We start from the raw sequence: 21845 nt of genomic DNA on the forward strand, positions 1-21845 counted from the left end.
ATGGACACATTTCTGGTATTTCAGTCGCTATGGGCCATGCAGGACCATCGTGGCCAGTGTGACCTTCCCATTGAGGCGCAACTGGACAGAATTGCCGCCGCCGGCTTTGACGGGATCACCGACCATTACTGGCATGCCCCCGATGTCATGCGGCTGCATGCCGCCGCAGAGGCCCGTGGCTTACAGATTGAAGGTCAGCTATTCCCACAGACAGTGGCCGATCTGGACAGGGCGCTTGAAGTTGCTTGCCGCTACGGTTGTCATCACCTGACTCTGCAGGCCGATGCACGTCCGCGGACGCTGGCCCAGGCAATTACGTTGATCGAGGGTTGGCAGCGTCTGGCCGAGCAGGTGGACTTTCCGGTTCTGCTGGAAACTCACCGTTACCGCCTTACCAGTGATCTGTTATTTACCCTCCACGTGCTGGCGCAGATGCCGGACCTCAAACTGTTGGCTGATTTGTCCCACTACGTGGTAGGTCGGGAGTTGCCCGAGTCGGCGACGGCCGAGGACGACGAGCACATTCACAGCATCTTGCGCCATAGTTGGGGCTTTCACGGCCGCATAGCCAATAGTGAACAAGTGCAGGTGCCTTTGAGCTTTGCACAACACCGCCCCTGGCTTGAGCGGTTTTCAGCCTGGTGGCGTTACGGTATCGAAGATTGGCTGGCTCGACCGAATAAACCAGCCAGCCTGTCTTTCACGTGCGAGCTGGGCCCACCCCCGTATGCAATCACAGGGAGTGACGGGCGCGAAATTTCAGATCGCTGGAGCGAGGCACTGTTACTCAAGGATCTGATTCGCGGAATCTGGAATGATTGCCGTTCAAGGGTCTGACGGGTTCAGCCCTCTTGATGCGAATAGTGAACTCTTCAAAAGCATACCGATGTGTACATTTTAGGTTGACGACCCATCGCCAACGGTTTAAAACTATACGCGTCGGTACAGTTTTGGTGGTCTCGCAGTTCATTGCAGACTGACACACATCCAGAACAGTCCGGCAGCGCCTCGCAGAGCAGTCTGATGATGATCGATTAAATGCCGTGCAACGCGGTACGTCGCGATCATGGATGGCCCTGCATCAGGCAAGAGAGTGCTCCGAGATACAGTGCCCCTGGAAAACGTGCTTCTGGATAAACAGTCCCGGGATATTACCAGTGCCCTTCAAAGGTACTGCCCGTGACGGTGCGTGCCTGATAGTAGTCGGGCTCGGGGATTGACGGTGAATGCTTGAATTTCAATAACCTGATCACGCTGGAGAGTTCTGCATGCACTACGTTAAAAACATGAAGTTGGCCGGGCTGTTGTTATTGGTTTTTCTGGTCACGGGGTGTGCCAGTCACGAGCCGTCGCCGTATTCAGGAATCGAGTCATCACTTGAAATGCGGCCCAACAAACAGGACAGCTCGGGTCGTATTCCCTTCAAGTACTCGACGTCAGTCAACTGGAACCAATACGATAAGGTAATGCTTGAACCTGTGGTGATCTACTCGGGAGCGGATGCGCAATTTTCAGACCTGGAGCGCAACGAAAAGATCGTCCTGGCCAACGACATGACGGTCAGGTTCTCTGAAGCCCTGGGCAAGCATTTCCGGTTCACCGACACACCTTCACGCGGGACAGTGCGCATTCGCCTCACCCTGACCGGGGCCGAGACCACTGTTACCGGGCTGTCTACATTCTCCCGATTCGATATCGGCATGGGGTCATATAACCTCGTTCAGGCCTCCAGAGACCGTGAAGGTACGTTTACCGGGTCCGTCAGCTATGCCGTCGAGATCTACGATGCGTCCACTTCGCAGCTGCTGGAGTCCTATGTCACTCGGCAATATCCAATGGTTTATGACATAAGCTCGACCTTCGGGCGTTTGTCGGCGGCGCAGGCGGGTATTTCCAGAGGCGCGGATGAGCTGATTGAGTTGTTGCTCTCAAAGTAAAGCAGCCTTGGGAAGCCCGGCCTGATAATCGGGTCTTCCTGTCAGTCAGACACCTGAGAACTGAAAATGCTATTTGTGAATAATAAAATAAATATAAATCAAAAATAATAATATTAGCTTATGACCAAATAGAATTATATTTTCGAAATTGATTCCGTTATGTTTGGTTTCAACAGCCTACCCCTTACCTCGGATGGTACCAATCGTTATCAGGATTCTGCGCATCAGGCCGCCGTCGAGTGCGCCATGACCGAGGGATAAACCATTCCCCTCAAGCAGAATCGTTGGAAGGGAGTTCAACGTATGTTGCCTGTTCAATCCTGCCACTGGCTTTATTCCTCTCGCCCTGCTGTTGACAGGCGCTGCGCGTCACTTCTGCCGCCAACCGGCTTCTCACCCCACCGCTAGCTCATCGCGCAGGTTTTACCTGCACAGCCTGAAACGTGCGTACCGCGCTGTCCCTACGACAGCAGGAACGCCCGACTTTGCGATTTGCATGCATGGCTTCAATAACGGCCATGTCTGGAGTGAATATGAAGCAAGCTTTACACCGTGCCCGAGCCTCGACTGCCGTGCTGGGCTACTGCCCGCTGGCGTTGGCGATAGGGAGCGTTTTGCTGTCAGGGACGATTCAGGCCGAGGCAAAAACCTCCGAGGATGAGCGTCGCACCTTGTCCACCGTGGTGGTCACCGGTAATCGCGGTGCCGAGCAGCGCACCGTGACCAGCAGCCCGGTGCCGATCGATGTGGTCAGTGCCAAACAATTACAGAGTACTGGCAAGCCCGGCCTGATGGAGGCATTGAGCGCGGTCATCCCATCTCTGACACTGCCGGAAAAAACCGGTTGGGACGCCAGCGGCATTGCCCGTGCGCCCAACTTGCGTGGCTTGAGTGCCGCCGAGGTGCTGGTGTTGGTCAATGGCAAACGCCGCCATACCAGCGCGACTCTTAATATCAACGGCATCAACACCGGCGCTGCGCCGGCAGACCTCGATCTGATCCCGATCAGCGCCATTGATCATGTAGAAGTGCTGCGTGACGGTGCCGCGGCTCAATATGGCTCCGATGCCATTGCCGGGGTGATTAACGTCATTCTCAAGGCCGACACCAGCGGCACCTCGGTGACCAACGCCGGGCTCGGTTATGACGGCAAGAAGCAGACCGTGCAGCAAAGCCTCAATAAAGGCTTCGAGATTGGCGACGGCGGTATCGTGCAACTGGCGCTGGATGCCCGCAGCCAGAATGACGACAACAAGGCCAGCGCCAATGGCTACAGCTACGAAAAAGCCTACGACCTGGCGGGCAAGTCCACGTATGGCGGTTACGGCACGCCGAAAACCAATCTGCTGACCCTGGGTTACAACGCCGAGCTGCCGATCGATGACAGTTTCAGTCTGTATTCCTTCACCACCTATTCGCGTCGCAAGGCCGAGCAGGGGCAGAATTTTCGCCTGCCGACCATTACCAATACGATCACCACCGGGCCCAATGGTTATCCGGCGGGATACACACCGACCTGGTACATCGACGAAGACGATTTTCAGGCTGCGTTTGGTGGCAAAGGCACGCTTGGTGAATGGGACTGGGATCTGTCCAGCACTTACGGGCGCAACGAGGCGGAGCAGGGCACCACGCATAACCAGAACCCGTCGCTGGGTGAGGCCACGCCCAACAGCTTCACATCAGGAACGTGGATTTCCACCGAGCTGACCACCAATCTGGACTTCAAGCGCGGCTTTGACATCGGCCTGCAAAAGCCCCTCGACGTGTCCTACGGCCTTGAACATCGACGCGACACCTATGAGGTGCAGGCGGGCGACTACGAGTCCTATGCCAACGGCGGCTACTGCGTTGCACCGGGCAACTGTGCATCGTCAGGTGCGCAGGTCACCAATGGCATTTCGCCGGACGAAGAAAGCAGCGCCTCACGCAACAGTGTCGCCAGTTATGTCGACGTAGGCTTCAACCTTTTGCCTGACTGGTATGTCGGCAGCGCATTGCGCTATGAACATTACAACCAAGGTGTGGGCGCGACCCGCAGCGGCAAGCTGACCACACGCTACGACTTCACCCCGCAGTTCGCCGTTCGCGCCACCGTCAGCAATGGCTTTCGTGCGCCATCCCTGGCCAACAGTCTGTTCAGTGCACGTTCGACCACTTACGGCGTGGTGGACGGCGTGTATCAGTCGATCAATTACGGCGTACTGCCGACCGGCTCGGGTGCCGCCAGAGCGTTGGGTGCCGAGGACCTCAAGCCGGAGCGCTCCACCAATTTCAGCCTCGGTCTCACCCTGACGCCTACCGATCAGTTGACCCTGACCGCCGATGCCTACGTGATCAATCTGCGTGACCGCATCACTCTGACCGGCACCCTGCTGGGTGATGAAGTCACTCAGGTGCTGCTCAACAACGGCATCGATTCGACGTCGGGCGGCCAGTATTTCATCAACGGTGCCGACACCCGCACCAAGGGGCTGGATCTGGTCAGCAACTACCGCCAGGACCTTGGGCAGTACGGGTCAGTGAAGTGGACAGCGGCGTTCAACTGGAACCAGACAAAGATCCTTAGCTACAAGGAATCCATTTCTATCCTCGGTACGTCCTATGAGCTGATGGACCGCGAGGCCCGCAATCTGATTACCGGGGTGCAGCCGCGTACCAAACTGATTCTGGGCGGCGACTGGAGCATCGAGCGCTTCAACCTGAACCTGGCGCTGACCCGTTACGGTTCCTACAAAGAGGTCAATTCCTCAGCCAATCGCGATCTGGATCGGGTGTACAGCGCCAAGTGGATCACCGATCTGGACCTCGGCTACAACCTCAGCAAAAACCTCAACGTTGCCATAGGCGCAAAGAACCTGTTCGACATCTATCCAAAGAAACAGGGGGTTCCCAGCAGCACCATGGTCAGCAGTTACGGCACCTATTCGCCCTACGGTTTTACCGGCGGTTACTACTACACCCGGCTGACTTACGCCTTTTAAGGCCAGCACCTGAAAACCCCCATTGAGTGCGAGGAACAAGCATGCCCACTGTCGCCAAACCCTATGACTTCATCGACGAGACCAGCCGTTACCCGCTGCGCCAGAGCCGGGTAGCACAACCACCGATCAAGGCGTTGCAGGTAGTACCCGCCCGGCATCCCGGTCGCTGGGTGGGGTCGATATTCGCTGCACTGGTGCTGGTCGCCATCGTGCATTCGCTGGCGACCAATCCGCGCTGGGAGTGGGGCGTGTTCGGGCAATGGTTCTTCTCGCCGTCAGTGCTGCGCGGCCTGGCCCAGACGTTGCTGCTGACACTGCTCAGCACCGTGTTCAGCATCATTCTCGGCACTGCGCTGGCGCTGGCACGCCTGTCGGGCTCACCGCTGCTGGCGGCGCTGGCCTGGGGCTACATCTGGTTTTTCCGCTCGATGCCGGCGCTGCTGGTGTTGATCATTCTCTACAACTTCGCCTACCTGTACGACCACATCGTACTGGGTGTGCCGTTTACCGATCTGGTCTTCGCCGAATGGTCAACGGTCGACGTGCTCAGTCAATTCACCGTGGCGGTCCTGGGCTTGAGCCTGATGCAGGCGGCGTATACCGCAGAAATCATTCGTGGCGGGCTGATCGGTGTCGATGCTGGCCAGCATGAAGCCGCCGCAGCCCTGGGCTTGCCGGCTTCGCGTCGGGTTTTCCGCATCATTCTGCCCCAGGCACTGCGCTCGATCCTGCCTTCGGGCTTCAACGAAATCATCGGCCTGGTCAAAGGCACTTCCATTGTTTACGTGCTGGCCTTGCCAGAGCTGTTTTACACCGTGCAGGTCATCTACAACCGTACCCAGGCGGTGATTCCGCTGCTGATTGTTGCCACCGTCTGGTACCTGATCATCACCACGCTGTTGACCAGCGCGCAGTACTACGTCGAGCGACACTTTGCTCGTGGCACGGCGCGTGTTTTGCCGCCCACGCCCTTGCAGCGAGTGCGCGGCTGGTTGAAGGAGAAGCATCATGAGTGAAGCCTCTGCACCCGTGCGCGCAGGGCGCATTCAGATCCAGGGCGTGGGCAAACGCTTTGGCAGCCAGCAGGTGCTCAAGGACATTGACCTGAGCATTGAACCGGGCAAGGTCACGGTGATTCTCGGGCCGTCCGGCTCGGGCAAGTCCACTCTGTTGCGCACCATCAACCACCTGGAAAAGATCGACAGCGGTTACATCACCATCGACGGCGACTACGTTGGTTATCGGCGCAAGGGTGATCTGCTCTATGATCTCAACGAGCGCGAAATCCTCAAGCGGCGCATCGAGGTCGGCTTCGTATTTCAGAATTTCAACCTGTTCCCGCACCTCACTGCCTGGGAAAACATTGCTGAAGCACCGTTGGCCCATAAACGCTGGAGCAAGGCCGAGGCGCAGGCAAGAGCAGGTGAACTGCTGGCTAGGGTTGGCCTGGCAGACAAAGTGGACGCTTAACCACGCCAGCTTTCCGGAGGCCAGCAACAGCGCGTCGCCATTGCGCGTGCGTTGGCGCTGGACCCCAAGGTGCTGCTGTTTGATGAACCTACCTCAGCCCTCGACCCCGAGCTGGTCGGCGAGGTGCTGGATGTCATCAAAGGGCTCACGCAACTGGGTGTCACGCTGGTGGTAGTGACCCACGAGATCGGCTTTGCCCGGGAAGTGGCGGATCACGTGGTGTTTCTGTGCGAGGGCCAGTTGATTGAGCAAGGGCCGCCGGAACAGGTTTTCCACCATCCCCGACACCCTCGCACCGCTGCCTTTCTCGGCAAGGTGCTGTGAATTTCCCGCTTTCAAGGAGTGATTGCTGATGCTAGTGAATACCGCCCGCGTAGCCCTGCTGACGATAGCCGTCAGCGTGGCGCAAAGTGCTTTTGCTTCCACCGCGCAACCGGTCGACCTCAGTCCTGACCGACAACGCATTCATGTACCGCGTAACGAAGCGGCCATTGCGCAGATCCCGGCGGGCTTCAAGTTTGCCCAGCCAGGCAAGTTCACCGTGGCCGTCTCCGGTGTGGCGGGGCCGCCCCTGGCGCTGCTGGCCAATGATGACAAGACCACCATCGGCAGCGAGGCCGACACCGCGCAACTGGTGGCGGACAGCCTGGGCCTGCAATTGAACGTGGTGCAGACCAGTTGGGAGGACTGGCCACTGGGCGTCAGTTCGGGCAAATACGACGCAGTCATCAGTAACGTCACCGTGACCGAAGCGCGCAAGAAACGCTTCGATTTCGCCACCTACCGCCAGGATGTCCTGGGCTTCTATGTCAAGACCAACAGCAAAATCAGCGAGATAAAACAGGCGTCGGACATCGCGGGGCTGAAGATCATCGTCGGCTCCGGCACCAATCAGGAAAAGGTCCTGTTGGCGTGGAACGAGGCTAACGAAAAGGCTGGTATCAAGCCTGCGCTGTTGCAGTATTTCGATGATCAGGCGGCTGCGCAGCTTGCCATTCAGTCGGGGCGCAGTGATGCGCTGTTCGGGCCCAATTCGGTGTATGCCTACTCGGCCGCCATCACCGGAGGCATCAAGCGGGTCGGCACGGTTAACGGCGGCTGGCCATTGCAGGCTGATATCGCAGTGACCACGCGCAAGGACAACGGTCTGGTCAAACCGATTCATACCGCCCTTGAAGGCGCGATTGCCGGCGGGCAGTACGAGCAAGTGTTGCAGCGCTGGGGCCTGGATGTGGAGCGCGTCGACAAGTCGCTGATCAACCCGCCCGGCTTACCGGATTGAGGACTTCAAGGGAGCAAATGATATGGGACTGACACGACGTGAAGCACTTTCCAGCATTGCTGCGGTAGGTGGCGAAAAAGCCGTCAAGGACGCGCTTGCGGTACTGGGGCTGGGGCCTTCATCACACCGGCGGCCAAAACCTCTGAAACTCGGAAACGGGCTGGGGCAGGGCACTCGCGTACTGGTGCTGGGTGCCGGAATCGCCGGGCTGGTGACTGCGCTGGAATTGACGCGGGCAGGGTTTACTGTGCAAGTGCTGGAGGCCCGTGATCGAGTGGGCGGCCGCAACTGGACGTTGCGCAGCGGCGATCAGGTGGACTACAAGGACGGTCGCACGCAGACCGTGGGCTTTGATCCCGGGCTGTATTTCAATGCCGGGCCAGCGCGGATTCCCAGCCAGCACCGCACGCTGCTCGACTATTGCAGCGAGTTGGGAGTGCCGCTTGAAGTGCTGGTCAACAGCAGTCATGGCGCTCAGGTCCGCCCGGACCTGCAACAGCCCGCGTTCACTGTCGGCCAGGCTATCAACGACGCCCGCGGCCACCTCTCGGGTCTACTGGCCACGGCGGTGCAGCGCGATGCTCTGGACGATGTGTTGAGCGGCGAAGAGCGTCAGCGCCTGTTAGCGTTTTTGCAGGTGTATGGCGACCTCTCGCAGGAACTGGCTTATGAGGGCAGCCTGCGTTCCGGACATCAGGAGTCGCTCTCGCATCCGGGGGCATTGCCGACCAGTGCGCAGCCGGTAGGGCTGGAGCGCCTGCTGCATCCCGAGCTGTGGGGCGCGCTGCTGCACACTGAGTTTCCCGAGTTCTCGGCGACCATGTTTCAGCCGGACGGCGGTATGGACCGCATCACCGACGCCTTTTACCAGCGCCTCACCGAACAGGTGCAACTGGGCGCGCAGGTGCGCCAGATTCGTCAACTGGAAGACGGTGTGGCGGTCACCTATCACGACAGACACAGTGGCCGTGAACAGGTAGTACGCGCCGATTATCTGGTCTCGACCCTGCCGTTGCCGTTGCTGGCCAGGCTGGATACCGACTTCAGCAAGCCGGTCAAGGCTGCTTTGCTGAGCACCCGCAACGATCAGGCGACCAAGGTGGCGTGGCAATCCCCGCGCTTCTGGGAAACCGATTACCGCACCTATGGCGGGTTGTCCTGGATCGACCATCCGGCGCGCCTGCTGTGGTACCCGAGCAATGACTTGAACACCCGCGATGGCCTGCTCGTCGCCGGTTACGTGACCGGAGAGGGTGCCGACGTGTTCGGCGCGAAACCGTTCGAGGCGCAATACGCAGCCTCCAGAGAGGCGGTCGAACTGCTGCATCCCGGTTACTCGCATCACTTGCGTAACCCGTTGGCCGTGTCCTGGGAGCAGATTCCTTACAGCGAAGGCCCGTGGCTGCAACGCGAACATTTCCCGGCCGACGCCAGCGCCTTGCTGGATGAACCTCATGGCCGGGTTTACTTCGCTGGCGACGGGCTGGTGCAGAGCGGCGTGGGTATCTGGCAGGAATCAGCCGCCAATTCGGCGCGCCATGTGGTCGGGCAACTGGCCGAGCGGGTTATCCAGCAACGACAGACGGCGGCCCTCACGGCGTCCTGAGCCTTTATTGCAGCATCAACATCCATTGAGGAGTGACACCATGAGCGACAGCATTCAACGTACCAGCGTCGGCGATTTTCCAATCTCGCAAACCGTGACCGTGCCAGCCTCGGCCAGCCTGGTGTTCATCAGCGGCACTTTGCCCGACCTTGCCGACCCACACGCTCCGGCGGGTACGCCTGCCGCCTATGGCAACACTGAAGTGCAGAGCGTTTCGGTGTTCAACAAACTGCGCAATATCCTCCGGCAACAGGACCTTGATCTGGGCGATATCGTGCAGTTGCGGGTGTATCTGGTGGGGGCCGAGGAAACCGGCGGCAAGCTTGACTTTGCAGGCCTGCAGGCCGGTTACACGCAGTTTTTCGGCACCCCCGAGCAACCCTTGAAACCTGCGCGCACCGCTTTGCAGGTAGTGGCGCTGCCGTTGCCCGGTGCGCTGATCGAGGTCGAAGCCATCGCGGCCAGACCTGCTTGATTCAGTGCCGTCAGTTGTGACTATCGCCGTGCGGCCCGCGTACTGACGTCCACCCACACCGCCAGCACGAGGATGCCGCCCTTGACGATCATCTGCCAGTAACTGTCGACGTCGAGCATGGACATGCCGTTATCGAGACTGGTGATGACCAGCGCGCCAAGCAGGGTACCGTAGACAGTGCCCGAACCGCCGCGCATGGACGTGCCGCCGATAAAACAGGCGGCAATGGCGTCCAGTTCGCCCATGTTGCCGGCCGAGGGCGAGCCTGCAGCCAGGCGTGCGGTATTGACCAGCCCGGCGAAGGCACACATGACGCCCATGATGCCGAAGATCCACAGTTTTACGGCCTGTACGTTGATGCCGGATAACCGCGTGGCTTCCATGTTGCTGCCCACCGCATACACGCGCCGTCCGAAAACCGTCTGGCTGGTGACATAACTGAACACGCCGAGCAGGACCAGCAACAGCAATACCGGAACGGGGATTCCGTCGTAGCTGTTGAGCACATAGACAAACCCGCCCAACACAGCGCCGATCAATACCACGCGTAACACATCACGGATCATCGAATGTGCCGCCAGCCCGTGCAGCGCTCTGTTGCGCCGTTGTTTCCAGGTCAGGAACAGCGTCAGGGCCAGCAACAGTACGCCAAGCGCTGTACCGACAGAGTGCGGCAAATATCCCTGGCCGACGTAGACCAGCGAAGGCGATACCGGGGCGATGGTCGTGCCGCCGGTAATCCCCAGAAGAATGCCGCGAAAGGCCAGCATACCGCCCAGCCCGACAATGAAGGAGGGAATACGCAGGTAGGCCGTCATGTAGCCGTTTGCCAGACCGATCATCAAGCCGCACAGGGCCACCAGACTCAGATTGGCCAGCAGCGGCACGTGGTAAACCACATCCAGAATCGCCGCCAGCCCCCCGAGCAGGCCCAGCAATGACCCCACCGACAGGTCGATCTCGCCACTTATGATCACCAATACCATGCCGCAAGCCAGAATGCCGGTGATGGACATCTGCCGCAGCAGGTTGGAAAGGTTGCGTGGGGTCAGAAACCCTCCATCGGTCTGCCAACTGAAGAACAGCCAGATCACTGCGATGGCAATCACCAGCGCAAGCATTTTGTAGCGGGTGAAGAACTGTTTGACCTGGTTCATCTATGCGGTCTTCCGGGCATTATTGTCAGGGGCATCGGGGTGGCTGAGCGCAGCGGCGAGCACCTGTTCCTGAGTGAGTTCATGGTTGATGAAGTCGCCGCGCAACTGGCCTTCGCCAATCACCAGCACACGGTCGGAGACTCCCAGTACTTCGGCCAGCTCCGAAGAGACCATGATGATTGACACACCTTCGGCCGCCAGCGCGCCCATCAGCTTGTAAATCTCGTACTTGGCACCCACATCGACGCCGCGGGTCGGTTCGTCGAGAATTAGAACGCGCGGGCGGGTCAGCAGCATCTTCGCCAGCACGGCTTTCTGCTGGTTGCCACCGGACAGGCTGGTGATCGGCAGGAACGGGCTGGCCGTCTTGAGGTGCATGCGCGAGATTTCCCGGTCGATGCTGCCCAGCTCGGCTTCGGCATCAATGCGGGTCATTTTCGAGTAGGTATCGAGAACCGCGAGGGTGATGTTCTGACCAACGCCCAGGTCCGGAATAATGCCCTGACGCTTACGGTCTTCCGGGACCATGCACAGGCCGGCGCGGATTGATTTGAGCGGCGTGCGTGTGTCGACAGGCTGGCCGTCCAGCCACACTTCACCGGTATATCGGCCCGGGTAGGCACCGAACAGAGCGGACACCAGTTCGGTGCGACCCGCGCCTACCAGCCCGGCAATGCCGAGGATTTCCCCGCGCTTGAGAGCAAACGAAATGTCGTCGACCCGTTTGCGTCCGGGGTTATCGACGTCGTAACAGGTAATATTCCGCGCCTCGAAAATCACCTCGCCGATCTCATGGGGTTCGGTGGGGTAAAGGTTGCTCATTTCGCGACCGACCATCTGGGTGATGATCTTCGGGATGTCCATGTCCGACATTGCGGTGGTGGCGATGTGCTTACCGTCGCGGATCACCGAAATGGTGTCGCACACGGCCGCCACTTCATCGAGTTTGTGCGAAATGTACACGCACGCCACGCCCTTGGCTTTCAGATCACGAATGATGTCTAGCAGCACCTCGATTTCCGAGCGGGTCAGGGCAGAGGACGGCTCGTCGAGGATCAACAGACGAGCTTTCTTGTTCAGTGCCTTGGCGATTTCCACCAGTTGCTGATAACCGCCGCCGTACTGGGAAACCGGCAGAGCCACGTTCATGTCTGGCACTTTGAGCTCACGCATCAACACTTCGGCGCGATGGATCATGGCCGGGTAGTTCATGCGTCCACCGCGGAGCGTCAGTTCATGACCCATGAAGATGTTTTCGGCCACCGACAGGTCAGGCACCAGCGTGAGTTCCTGATGAATGATGACGATACCGGCTGCTTCCGTTTCGCTGATTGACTGCGCCTTGAGGGGGGTGCCGTCCCAGAGAATCTCGCCGTCCCAGGTGCCGTAAGGGTATACCGCCGACAGCACCTTCATCAGCGTGGACTTGCCCGCGCCGTTTTCGCCGCACAGGCCGACGCATTCACCGGGCCGGACCTTTATGTCAATGCCGTTCAAGGCTTTGACGCCGTCAAAGGTTTTGACGATGCCGTTCATTTGCAACAGATAGTCGGACATGGCACAGGCTCACACGGGGATCCAAGGGCGTGCCTGAGCCTGCGCAGCCGTTCTGCACAGGCCCAGGCTTTCTATCGACTGATTATCGATAGCTCACTGGCCGCCCATCTGCGCCTTGGTGTAGAACCCGTCTTTCTCCAGCAGGTCGATGTTGTCCTTGTTCAACGGTGTCGGGGTCAGCAGGATGGTGTCGACTTTCTTGCTGCCATTGTCGTACTGCGCGGTAAAGGCAGGCTTCTCGTTGCGCACCAGTTGCGCCGACAGTTTGGCGGCTTCGCTGGCAATCAGCTTCAGCGGCTTGTAGACGGTCATGGTCTGGGTGCCATCAATGACCCGCTTGACCGCCGCCAGGTCCGCATCCTGCCCCGAGATAGGCACTTTGCCGGCCAGTTTCTGTGCGGCCAGCGCCTGAATCGCGCCCCCGGCGGTGGCGTCGTTGGAAGCAACGATGCCATCGATCTTGTTGTTATTTCGGGTCAGGGCATTTTCAACAATGCTCAGGGCTTCAGTGGGGTTCCATTCCTTCACCCACTGTTGGCCGACGATTTTGATATCGCCCTTGTCGATGGCTGGCTGCAGCACCTTCATCTGACCTTCGCGCAGAATCTTGGCGTTGTTGTCAGTGGGGGCTCCGCCCAGCAAAAAGTAGTTGCCCTTGGGCGCTGCTTTCAGTACGCCGCCGGCCTGCATTTCGCCGACCTTTTCGTTATCGAAGGAGATGTAAGCATCGATGTCGGCGTTGAGGATCAGCCGGTCATAAGACACCACTTTGATCCCGGCCTTCTTGGCTTCGGCAACGGCGTTGGTCAGCACGGTGGCGTTGAACGGCACGATGACAAGCACATCGACGCCGCGAGAGATGAGGTTTTCGATCTGCGATATCTGTTTCTGCTCGTTGGCATCCGCCGATTGCACGAAGACCTTGGCCTCCAGCTTTTCCGCCGCAGCGACGAAGTAATCACGGTCGCGTGACCAGCGTTCCAGACGCAGGTCATCGATGGAAAAACCGATTTTCGGGTGGGCGGAGTCGGCCATGACCGGCAGGGACAGCAAGGCCAGAGCGCTGGCAAGCAGCGTGCGTTTCAGGGTGTTCATAGGGTGCGTCCTTTTATTGTTGTTCGAAAGACACTTCATGATGTGCAGCGTAATGCCGGTGCAACTGTAGAACGTTGTCGGACGCCGCGGGCACAGATTTGTCGTGAGAATGTCACTGCGGCGTCCGTTCAGCCTTGCTTCAGGAGTAGATAAAGCGGTTGACCACTCCTTCAAGCAATTCCTGCCGACCGCTGACGGCTTGTGGGTTGAGGTCGTTGGCGAACGCATGCTCGGCCAGCGAAGCGAGACTGAAACCTCCGCTCAGTATGGATTGGCCAAACGGCTGCTGCCAGCCTGCGTAGCGCTGGTCCTTGAACTGCTGAAGCTTATCGTTCTGCACCATCGCCGCTGCGCGCTCCAGCGCCAGGGCGAGCACGTCCATGGCGGCAACGTGGCCGTGGAACAGGTCGACTTCGTCGAGGCTCTGACGACGGACCTTGGAATCGAAATTGTAGCCGCCATTGGTGAAACCACCGGCCTTGAGAATCTCGTAGGTGGCGAGGGTCATCTCCTCGACGCTGTTGGGGAACTGGTCAGTGTCCCAGCCGTTCTGCGGGTCGCCGCGGTTGGCATCGATGCTGCCAAAGATCCCCAGCGAGACTGCTGTGGCAATTTCGTGGTGGAAGCTGTGTCCGGCCAGGGTCGCGTGGTTGGCTTCGATGTTGACCTTGATCTCTTTTTCCAGACCGTACTGCTGCAGAAAACCGAACACCGTAGCACTGTCGTAATCGTACTGATGCTTGGTGGGCTCCTGCGGCTTGGGCTCGATCAGCAAGTCGCCTTTGAAGCCAATCTTGTGTTTGTGCTCGACCACCATACGCATGAAGCGGCCCAACTGTTCGCGCTCCTGCCTGAGGTCCGTATTGAGCAGGGTTTCGTAGCCTTCACGACCGCCCCACAGGACGTAGTTGGCCCCTTTGAGTCGCTGGGTGGCGTTCATGGCACTGAACACCTGAGTCGCGGCGTAGGCAAATACTTCAGGGTCCGGATTGCTGGCGGCCCCTGCGGCAAAGCGCGGGTTGCTGAAACAGTTAGCGGTGCCCCACAGCAGCTTGATCCCGGTTTGCTCCTGATGACGTTCCAGCTGATCAATCATCTGCGCGAAGTTGTTGCGATACTCCCTGAGCGAGCTGCCTTCCGGTGCCACGTCGGTGTCATGGAAGCTGTAGTAGTCGATGCCGAGTTTGGAGAAAAACTCGAAAGCTGCTTCAGCCTTGCCGATAGCCAGCTCCAGCGGGTCCCCGGAACCTTGCCATGGACGCTTGAAAGTGCCGACACCAAACATGTCGGCGCCCGGCCAGACGAACGTGTGCCAGTAGCAGGCCGCCATGCGCAAATGCTCGCGCATGGGTTTGCCGAGAATCAGTTTGTCGGCATCGTAGTGACGAAAGGCAAGGGGCGAGTCGCTGTCAGGGCCTTCGTAGCGAACCTTGTCGACGGCGGGGAAGTACGGCATCTGCGTTTTCCTTATTGTTCTTGGCGATGCCTCGATACTAGCAACGGCCCCAGGCCTGCTGATTATGAAAATCGTCAACGCGCAGTGCGATTTTGAGTATTGAGATTGGTCCTTTGCGGGCCTAGTCTGTGTTGAGTGATGTAGTGCTTATCGAATCAATATAAAAAACCGGCATAAAAATAATGAAAACCGTCCCCCCCGTTCACCGTATTGCACTGTTGTTCAACGGCAGCAAAATCTATGACCGCGGCATCATCAGCGGCATCGGCAACTACCTAAGCAGTACCCGGGTGTCCTGGGATCTGTTTCTGGAGGAAGATTTTCTCTGTCGCCTGAAAGGCATCGAGCGTTGGCAGGGTGACGGGATCATTGCCGACTTCGACGACCCGCTGATTGGCGAGGCGTTGGCTGGCATCAGGCTGCCGGTGGTGGCGGTAGGCGGTTCCTACCAGGATGAGCGCGCCTACCCGAAGGGCATTCCCTATGTCGCGACCGATAACCACGCTTTGATCAAGGCCGCCTACGAGCATTTGATAGTGGCCGGGCTGACCCGCTTTGCCTGCTTCAGTCTGCCTGAGGCTCAGGCCAATCGCTGGGCGCAGGAGCGCGAGCAGGCCTTTCGTCGACTGCTGCAACGCGACGGCCTGCACGCCGAGGTTTATCGCGGCCTGGGCACCAGTGCACCACTCTGGGACAGCGCTGTGGAACAGCAGATCGCCTGGCTGCAAAGCCTGCCCAAGCCTATCGGCATCATTGCCGTGACAGATGCCCGCGCCCGTCAATTGTTGCAGGCCTGCCTGACTGCCGGAATTGCCGTGCCTGAACAAGTGGCGCTGATCGGCATCGACAACGATCCGTTGACCAGAACCCTCACGCGTGTACCGCTGAGCTCGGTGGTTCAAGGCACCGACACAATGGGCCGAACCGCCGCGCGCCTGCTGCACCAGATGTTGCATGGCATGCCGTCTTCCGGCACCCACATTCTGATACCGCCGGACGCTGTCAACGTACAGGCTTCGAGTCTGCATCAACCGTTGGGGGACCCCTATGTCATGCAGGCGTTGCTGTTTATCCGGCAGTACGCGTGCCAAGGCATCAAGACCGCACAGGTAGCCGCGTACGTGGGCGTTTCGCGCTCGTCGCTGGAAGCGCATTTTCGCCGGGTGCGGGGCTGTAGCGTGAATGACGAGATCCTGCGTTTCAAACTGGCCGCTGCCGCACACGGGCTGCAAAATACGGACTGCGCAATTGCCGACATCGCCCGCGATTGTGGTTTCCGGTCGGCGCAATACCTGCACACGGTATTTCGCCGGGAATTTGGATGCACGCCGCGAGAGTACCTGCAGGGTGCCAATGCGGCAGTGCAATGCCCGGTTGCCTGACAAGTCAGGTAGCCACGACCCTTATCGTCCAGAAGTCGGTGGACAGATTTTCATCCAGCAGATAGCTGTAGGGCAGGGTGAAGTAGCCTTCCATGCCCCAGCCAGTGCCCCATGAGTTGCGCAGGATGAAATGCTGGTGGGCATCGTTGTAGCCCACTGCCAACACGCAGTGCCCTCCGAGCATTTTTTCGTGAGGGCCCGGCATCGGGGCATGCCCGGTCTGGGCGACTTTCTTGCTTTCAAAGCTTTCGTAGACGGAAAAACCAATGACAAACGGATAGCCTGCCGCCAGGCAGCCTTTCATCTGGTTGAGGTTTTGCGCAACCTTCTGGTAGGACACCGCTTTGTATTTTCTAGCGTCCTTGTAGCAGGCAGCCGGAGGTTTGACAGCGAACTTTTCAATGTCATAAGGCCACTCTTTTTCAGGGCAATCACCTTGCTCCGCTACACTTTTGATTCCGTGGCGGATCATCGCGCCGCTGTCCGAATCGACGGTATGCTCAATGACCCGTTCGTTGTAATAGATAAACAACCGCGAGGGCTCGAACGCGGGCGTCAGCTTTTGCTTCATGCGATCGAACTGAATCGCTCCGGCAATACCGTTCGCGGTGCAACTGCCCAGTTGGCCCTGGTCGTATACGGGCGGGCAATGGGGGGGCAGATCAACCATGTGTGGGAGCGCCGCCAGCGCCGTTGTGGGGGCCGCATAAAGATGATCGCGATGATCAGGCAGATCGCGAATCCATCCATACTGTTTCACGGTATAGGTCATTTCGTATCTCCTTGTAAGACACTGTCGGAAAAGTTGACAGTCCTCATGTAAACAGGTTTTTGGCAGGCGCGGATTAAACTTCATTTAGTAAGTAGTGAGCTATGAGTTGGCCGAGTGGGCTCATTTGGCCAGTACTGTTAGTTGAGTAATAGGCCATGTGAATCAATTTTTAAATGAACTTGCGGAATAGACTTTCCGCTTTTTTCTGCGCTGGGTACGAGCCACAGAGATTTATCGAAAGTGGCAAAACGATACTGCTTTACAGACGCTTATCCTAAGCCTCATAAGTGTACCAGTTGGTATATTTAAATTGACAGCATGCGATGTCCGGGCTAAAAGATACACCTCGGTACAGTTATGGGCAGGCGCGAGCCACCGCATGCAAGATGAGGGGTTGAGGGATGGAGACGATGCAACTGCATGAAATACTGGCTGCTCACCTGCGTATCGATAAGCCGCAAGCGCTTTGTAACCCTCAACGAGGGCAACGCAGCAGCGGTGAGATACTGGGAGGAGACTTTACCGGCGATCGATTGCAGGGGCAGGTTCTTCCGGGAGGTAGCCTTTTTCTCGTGCCCCAGGATGACAGCCTTGCACGATTCAGCCTGTACTACACCTTGCTGACTGACGACGGAATAAAGATAGATGTCGTCGGAGAAGGGCTCGTGGCCTTCGATGAAACGGACCGCGCGCCATTCGCCGAATCGCGCTGTCGGTGCACGTGCAGCAAACAGTTCAGCGTTCCTTCCGACGCTCATGATTACCTGCAGAGAAACCTGTACGTCGGCAGATTAAATATAAAAGCCGGGGATGACCGCCTGCGTGTCAGTATTTATCAGGTTAACGAGATATAGAGAGCCTTCAAAGAAGCGCGTGGGTGTGAAAGCAAGTGTCAAGTGTGTTATCAAGGTATAAACCTTGTCGCTGACAATTGGCGGGTCGGCGTGATGGCGTTTAAATCATTTTTGCTGGTTATGTATATAACCAGAGACTGGTCAGTCTGACAGGGCGGCTTGCGTGCAGGCTGGGTTCAACCATTCTCAGTTTATCAATCGGGTTTGAAGTGCTCGAAATTGTCCACCAATAAGCAATTCAAGCGTAACTTTCAAGGGCGTGAGGACGGTCTGTCGCCCACGCCGGATATCTGTCTGGTTCATTTGGTTGTGGCGTGACCGTTACTGGCTGGCAAAAAAGCTTAGTCCTTTGCCGATCGCGCATTCATAACTCACCGGATTGCCGACCTGCTGATAGCCGGGAACACTCAGCGTCGTCATGCTGAATAAGGCACTGCCATTAGAGCGTATCTGGTAGCGAATGAACTGCTCGATAGGCTTGTTATCGCGATCGAGGGTGAAGTGGCTGTCCGAGAACGCGAGGGTGCCGTCGGGAGTGATGCGGTAGGCATCGATGCGTTTGCCGCCTTTGGTTTTGGACGGCTCGGCACCCGCGACCGAAGACTTGCATTGCCCAAGATCAATCGCCACAGCGACCGACTCTCCGGTGTTCAACGCCTGGATGATAGCGGGGTAGCTGACCAGCGCGTCGCCAGCGTGAGCAGCACCGGGCAGTGCAAGGGCGAGTAATGCGGCAGCGTAATAATGTTTCATGGCAACTCCAGTAAGTCAGTCTGAAGGTTGAAAAGACCCGTCATCTCGTGGTTATCGAGCGTCGCGAAACCTACCATAAGGTTTCCTTGAAGTGGGCCCTGAATAGCAGTGGCACGGCTCTGATTCGACGTTCTTCATTCTTTTTCTCGATCAGCCGATAGAAATGACGGTGCTAATTTATTCGTCAGCCACGAGAAGGGGATTGAACATGCTGAGACAGCTGAAAATAGCCGCGCGGACCTCCGCCTGCTTTGCGTTGATGGTGGTGCTGGTGTTCGGGCTTGGTATTTTTAGCATTCAGCAATTGCACGGTATTCGTGAGCAATCGCTTGAAATCGAAAACTACGCGCTTCCAGGGATTGCGCTGGGTGACGACATTGCCCTGGCGGTCGAGAAAACCCGCACCACCGTGGCCAAAATGCTTGCCACGCATGATCTTGCGCAGGTAGCTCAGGCTCACAACGAGTTCCTTGAAAGGAAGGCCGGTTTCCAAAAGGCCGTAGAGGCCTACGACCCGCTGATCACCGATGATGAAGAGCGCGCGCTCGTAGAGGGTCTGAAGAGCACTTATCAGGGCTACATCGAGCGTGCCGAAAAGGTCTATACGCTGATCAACGAGAATCAGGCAGAGGCCGGAAGGGCGCTCGTCTGGGGCGAGATGAAGGCCATGGCGGAAAGTATCGAAGCCGCCCTTGGCAAGCTGGAAAAGATCAATGATGACTCCGAAGCCGAATCCAGCGCTGCAGCGACGTCGGTGTATGAAAACGCCCTGATAGTCACTCAGGGGGTTATGTTTCTGACGGTGTTGCTGACCGTATTGCTCGCCTGGCGCCTGACCAAAAGTCTGGCAGTGCCGATCAGTCAGGCGCTGCACAGCTCGGAAACCATTGCTGCGGGCGACCTGCGTCCCAGCGCAATCAACCGTGAGGGCACTGATGAAGCGGCCCTTTTGCTGCAATCGATGGAGCGCATGCGCGGCAATCTGAGCCAGACCCTGACCCAGGTGGGCGATGCCGCTCACCAATTGGCCTCGGCCACAGAGCAAATGAGTGTGCTGATGGTCAACAGCAACGCTGACCTTGTGGTGCAGAACAGCGAGATAGAAATGGCCGCCACCGCCGTTACCGAGATGAGCTAGGCGGTCGACGAAGTAGCGCGAAATGCGGTGGCCACCTCGGAAGAATCCAAAGCCTCTTCGGTGTCGGCCCGCGAAGGTCAGGAAGAGCTCAATCAAACCGTTCAGTCGATCCTTGAACTGACCCGCAATGTCGGCACCGCGTCGGTCGAGGCGCAGGCGCTGGCAACCCGCACGCTGGATATCACCAAGGTCCTGGATGTTATTCGCGCAGTCTCCGAGCAAACTAACCTGCTGGCCCTCAATGCCGCCATCGAGGCGGCACGGGCTGGCGATGCCGGGCGGGGTTTTGCCGTAGTTGCGGACGAAGTTCGCGCGCTGGCTCATCGCACCAGCGAGTCGACCCGTGAGATCGAGACCATGATCGGGCACATCCAGCAGGGCACCAAGAGCACGCTGGTGGCGCTTGAAGTCAGTACCGAGCAGGCCCAACGTACCAAACAGCAGGCCGAGTCGGCCAACGCCGTGCTGGCCAGTATTGCCAGTTCGGTCATGGTCATCGATGAGCGAAATACGGTGATCGCCAGCGCTTCTGAGGAGCAGGCGCTGGTCGCGCGCGAAGTGGATCTCAACCTGGTACGAATCCGTGACTTGTCGGCGCAGTCGGCAGTGCGTACCGGCCAGACCGGCAGTGCCAGTCAGTCCCTGGCCGAACTGGCGAGTGATCTGACTACTACCCTTAGGCAGTTCAAGCTTGGCTAAGCAGTCAGGCATGACCTTGCTGTTGCCCGGACAAAAGCGAATCGACAATGTGTTCGCCGCCTTAGGCCTGAAGCGTCGGCTATCAGCCTAGACGCAATTCGGCGCAATAGCCTGCAAGCCAGGCTCTGCGCCGTTGCCAGCGTAACCGCAGGGCTTTGGGCATGACCTGTGCACTGCTGATCAGGATTGTTTTCCTGAGCCAGCGGAGCCACCCGAATGCCTGATGCCGTCCCGATTTACCAGCCAACCCGCCTGCGTGCATTAGGGCGCGCTCTGGCGCTGACCGTGTTGGCCACCAGCCTTGTCGCGACGGCATATGCCGATGACAGCGATGTACCTTCGCTGGCGGGCAAGCGCATCGCGATCAGCATGACCGGTACCAGTCACTACTTCGATATCAAGACGTTTCAGGCGCAGGTGGATGAGGTCAAGCGCCTGGGCGGCACGCCTATAACGCTTGATGCAGGTCGCAACGACAAGAACCTGGTCAATCAACTGCAGACCGTGGTCACGCAAAAGCCCGACGCGGTGATTCAGACCCTGGGCACACTCAGCGTTATCGACCCCTGGCTCAAGCGCATCAGCAAGGCGGGGATTCCACTATTCACCATCGATGCACCTTCGCAATACAGCCTCAACAACACCACCTCGGACAATATTGCCACCGGCAAGGCACTGGCCGGGCAACTGATCAAAGACGCGGGCGGCAAGGGCAACGTGCTGGTATTCAACGGCTTTTATGGTGTGCCGGTGTGTGCCATTCGTTACGACCAGCTCAAGTTGGCGCTCAAGGATCATCCGGAACTGAAAATCATCGAGCCGGAGTTGCGTGACGTCATTCCCAACACGGTTCAAGACGCTTACTCGCAAGTCTCGGCACTGCTTAACAAGTATCCCAAAGGCAGTGTTTCGGCGATCTGGGCGGCCTGGGACATTCCCCAGCTGGGTGCCAGCAAGGCACTGATCGACGCCGGAAGAACTGAAATCAAGACCTATGGCGTCGACGGCACCCCGGAAGTGCTTGAGCTGATGCGCCGTGAGAACTCGCCGATTGGTGCGGTGGTTGCGCAGCAGCCGGCCCTGATCGGCAAGACCGCGGTGCAGAACGTCGCTCGCTACCTGGCCGGGCAACGCGACCTGCCCAAAGAGACTCAGGTGCCGACCCTGCTGACCACGGCCGCCAACCTGCCGCAAGTGCAGGAACTCAGGGGTGATAACTGACGCAGGA

At 58.3% G+C, this 21845-nt stretch carries 18 protein-coding genes and 1 pseudogene; 13 read left to right on the forward strand and 6 right to left on the reverse strand.

Translation table 11 applies throughout. The annotated features are described in order from the left end of the window. The 8 genes and pseudogenes from LJU29_RS11675 to LJU29_RS11710 all read left to right on the forward strand — a co-directional run bounded on the left by LJU29_RS11675 (position 1) and on the right by LJU29_RS11710 (position 9754). The gene (locus LJU29_RS11675) at positions 1-837 is read left to right on the forward strand and encodes a sugar phosphate isomerase/epimerase family protein (RefSeq protein WP_122322736.1); all 837 of its coding nucleotides are present in this window, start codon (positions 1-3) and stop codon (positions 835-837) included. 431 nt (positions 838-1268) lie between these two features. After that, complete coding sequence (locus tag LJU29_RS11680) at positions 1269-1937, forward strand: DUF3313 domain-containing protein (RefSeq protein WP_257112408.1); 669 nt, start codon at positions 1269-1271, stop codon at positions 1935-1937. Positions 1938-2470: 533 nt separating this feature from the next. Then, a complete protein-coding gene (locus LJU29_RS11685; protein WP_183138007.1) occupies positions 2471-4921 on the forward strand; it encodes a TonB-dependent receptor plug domain-containing protein in 2451 nt (816 codons plus the stop codon). 41 nt (positions 4922-4962) lie between these two features. Continuing rightward, positions 4963-5937 carry an amino acid ABC transporter permease gene (locus LJU29_RS11690; protein ID WP_002553360.1) on the forward strand — a complete coding sequence of 325 codons (975 nt, stop codon included), beginning with the start codon at positions 4963-4965 and terminating at the stop codon, positions 5935-5937. Beyond that, positions 5930-6715: pseudogene (locus tag LJU29_RS11695) on the forward strand (amino acid ABC transporter ATP-binding protein). Before LJU29_RS11690 ends, LJU29_RS11695 begins: the two are co-directional and overlap by 8 nt. Before the next feature lie 28 nt (positions 6716-6743). After that, positions 6744-7673: an ABC transporter substrate-binding protein gene (locus LJU29_RS11700; protein WP_005733125.1), complete on the forward strand. Its 930-nt coding sequence runs from the start codon at positions 6744-6746 to the stop codon at positions 7671-7673. Positions 7674-7695: 22 nt separating this feature from the next. Further along, entirely contained in the window at positions 7696-9279 is a 1584-nt protein-coding gene (locus LJU29_RS11705) for a flavin monoamine oxidase family protein (protein WP_257112410.1), read from the forward strand. A gap of 40 nt (positions 9280-9319) precedes the next feature. Beyond that, positions 9320-9754, forward strand: coding sequence for a RidA family protein (locus LJU29_RS11710; protein ID WP_122322739.1), 435 nt, complete (start codon positions 9320-9322; stop codon positions 9752-9754). Positions 9755-9774: 20 nt separating this feature from the next. Here the strand turns inward: LJU29_RS11710 and LJU29_RS11715 are convergent, their stop codons facing one another. From LJU29_RS11715 to xylA, 4 genes are all read right to left on the reverse strand, one after another. Continuing rightward, positions 9775-10911 carry a sugar ABC transporter permease gene (locus LJU29_RS11715; RefSeq protein WP_122322740.1) on the reverse strand — a complete coding sequence of 379 codons (1137 nt, stop codon included), beginning with the start codon at positions 10909-10911 and terminating at the stop codon, positions 9775-9777. After that, positions 10912-12468 (reverse strand): D-xylose ABC transporter ATP-binding protein, encoded by a 1557-nt coding sequence (xylG, locus tag LJU29_RS11720; RefSeq protein WP_005756235.1) that lies wholly within the window; start codon positions 12466-12468, stop codon positions 10912-10914. It lies immediately after the preceding gene. 93 nt (positions 12469-12561) lie between these two features. Next, the gene (xylF, locus tag LJU29_RS11725) at positions 12562-13563 is read right to left on the reverse strand and encodes a D-xylose ABC transporter substrate-binding protein (protein WP_257112412.1); all 1002 of its coding nucleotides are present in this window, start codon (positions 13561-13563) and stop codon (positions 12562-12564) included. A gap of 139 nt (positions 13564-13702) precedes the next feature. Beyond that, positions 13703-15019 carry a xylose isomerase gene (gene xylA, locus LJU29_RS11730; RefSeq protein ID WP_257112413.1) on the reverse strand — a complete coding sequence of 439 codons (1317 nt, stop codon included), beginning with the start codon at positions 15017-15019 and terminating at the stop codon, positions 13703-13705. Positions 15020-15201: 182 nt separating this feature from the next. Between xylA and LJU29_RS11735 the strand changes: the two genes are divergently transcribed. After that, positions 15202-16401 (forward strand): XylR family transcriptional regulator, encoded by a 1200-nt coding sequence (locus LJU29_RS11735; protein WP_257112414.1) that lies wholly within the window; start codon positions 15202-15204, stop codon positions 16399-16401. A 4-nt stretch (positions 16402-16405) separates the two neighbouring features. Here LJU29_RS11735 and LJU29_RS11740 read toward each other — a convergent pair whose 3' ends face one another. Beyond that, positions 16406-17173, reverse strand: a complete 768-nt coding sequence (locus LJU29_RS11740; protein WP_257112415.1) for a C1 family peptidase — start codon at positions 17171-17173, stop codon at positions 16406-16408. Positions 17174-17574: 401 nt separating this feature from the next. Here LJU29_RS11740 and LJU29_RS11745 point away from each other — a divergent pair, with 401 nt between their 5' ends. Next, the gene (locus LJU29_RS11745) at positions 17575-18027 is read left to right on the forward strand and encodes a DUF3237 family protein (RefSeq protein WP_005756229.1); all 453 of its coding nucleotides are present in this window, start codon (positions 17575-17577) and stop codon (positions 18025-18027) included. A gap of 321 nt (positions 18028-18348) precedes the next feature. Here the strand turns inward: LJU29_RS11745 and LJU29_RS11750 are convergent, their stop codons facing one another. Continuing rightward, complete coding sequence (locus tag LJU29_RS11750; protein ID WP_057424232.1) at positions 18349-18780, reverse strand: VirK family protein; 432 nt, start codon at positions 18778-18780, stop codon at positions 18349-18351. Positions 18781-18988: 208 nt separating this feature from the next. Between LJU29_RS11750 and LJU29_RS29575 the strand changes: the two genes are divergently transcribed. The 3 genes from LJU29_RS29575 to LJU29_RS11760 all read left to right on the forward strand — a co-directional run bounded on the left by LJU29_RS29575 (position 18989) and on the right by LJU29_RS11760 (position 21838). Next, positions 18989-19918: an MCP four helix bundle domain-containing protein gene (locus tag LJU29_RS29575; protein WP_371321903.1), complete on the forward strand. Its 930-nt coding sequence runs from the start codon at positions 18989-18991 to the stop codon at positions 19916-19918. Between the two features lie 60 nt (positions 19919-19978). Beyond that, positions 19979-20617, forward strand: a complete 639-nt coding sequence (locus LJU29_RS29580; RefSeq protein ID WP_371321911.1) for a methyl-accepting chemotaxis protein — start codon at positions 19979-19981, stop codon at positions 20615-20617. 216 nt (positions 20618-20833) lie between these two features. Continuing rightward, the gene (locus tag LJU29_RS11760) at positions 20834-21838 is read left to right on the forward strand and encodes a sugar ABC transporter substrate-binding protein (protein WP_044344532.1); all 1005 of its coding nucleotides are present in this window, start codon (positions 20834-20836) and stop codon (positions 21836-21838) included. The last annotated feature ends 7 nt before the right edge of the window (positions 21839-21845 follow it).

Origin of the sequence: Pseudomonas ficuserectae (genome assembly GCF_024584585.1) — a bacterium.
Classification (GTDB): domain Bacteria; phylum Pseudomonadota; class Gammaproteobacteria; order Pseudomonadales; family Pseudomonadaceae; genus Aquipseudomonas; species Aquipseudomonas amygdali.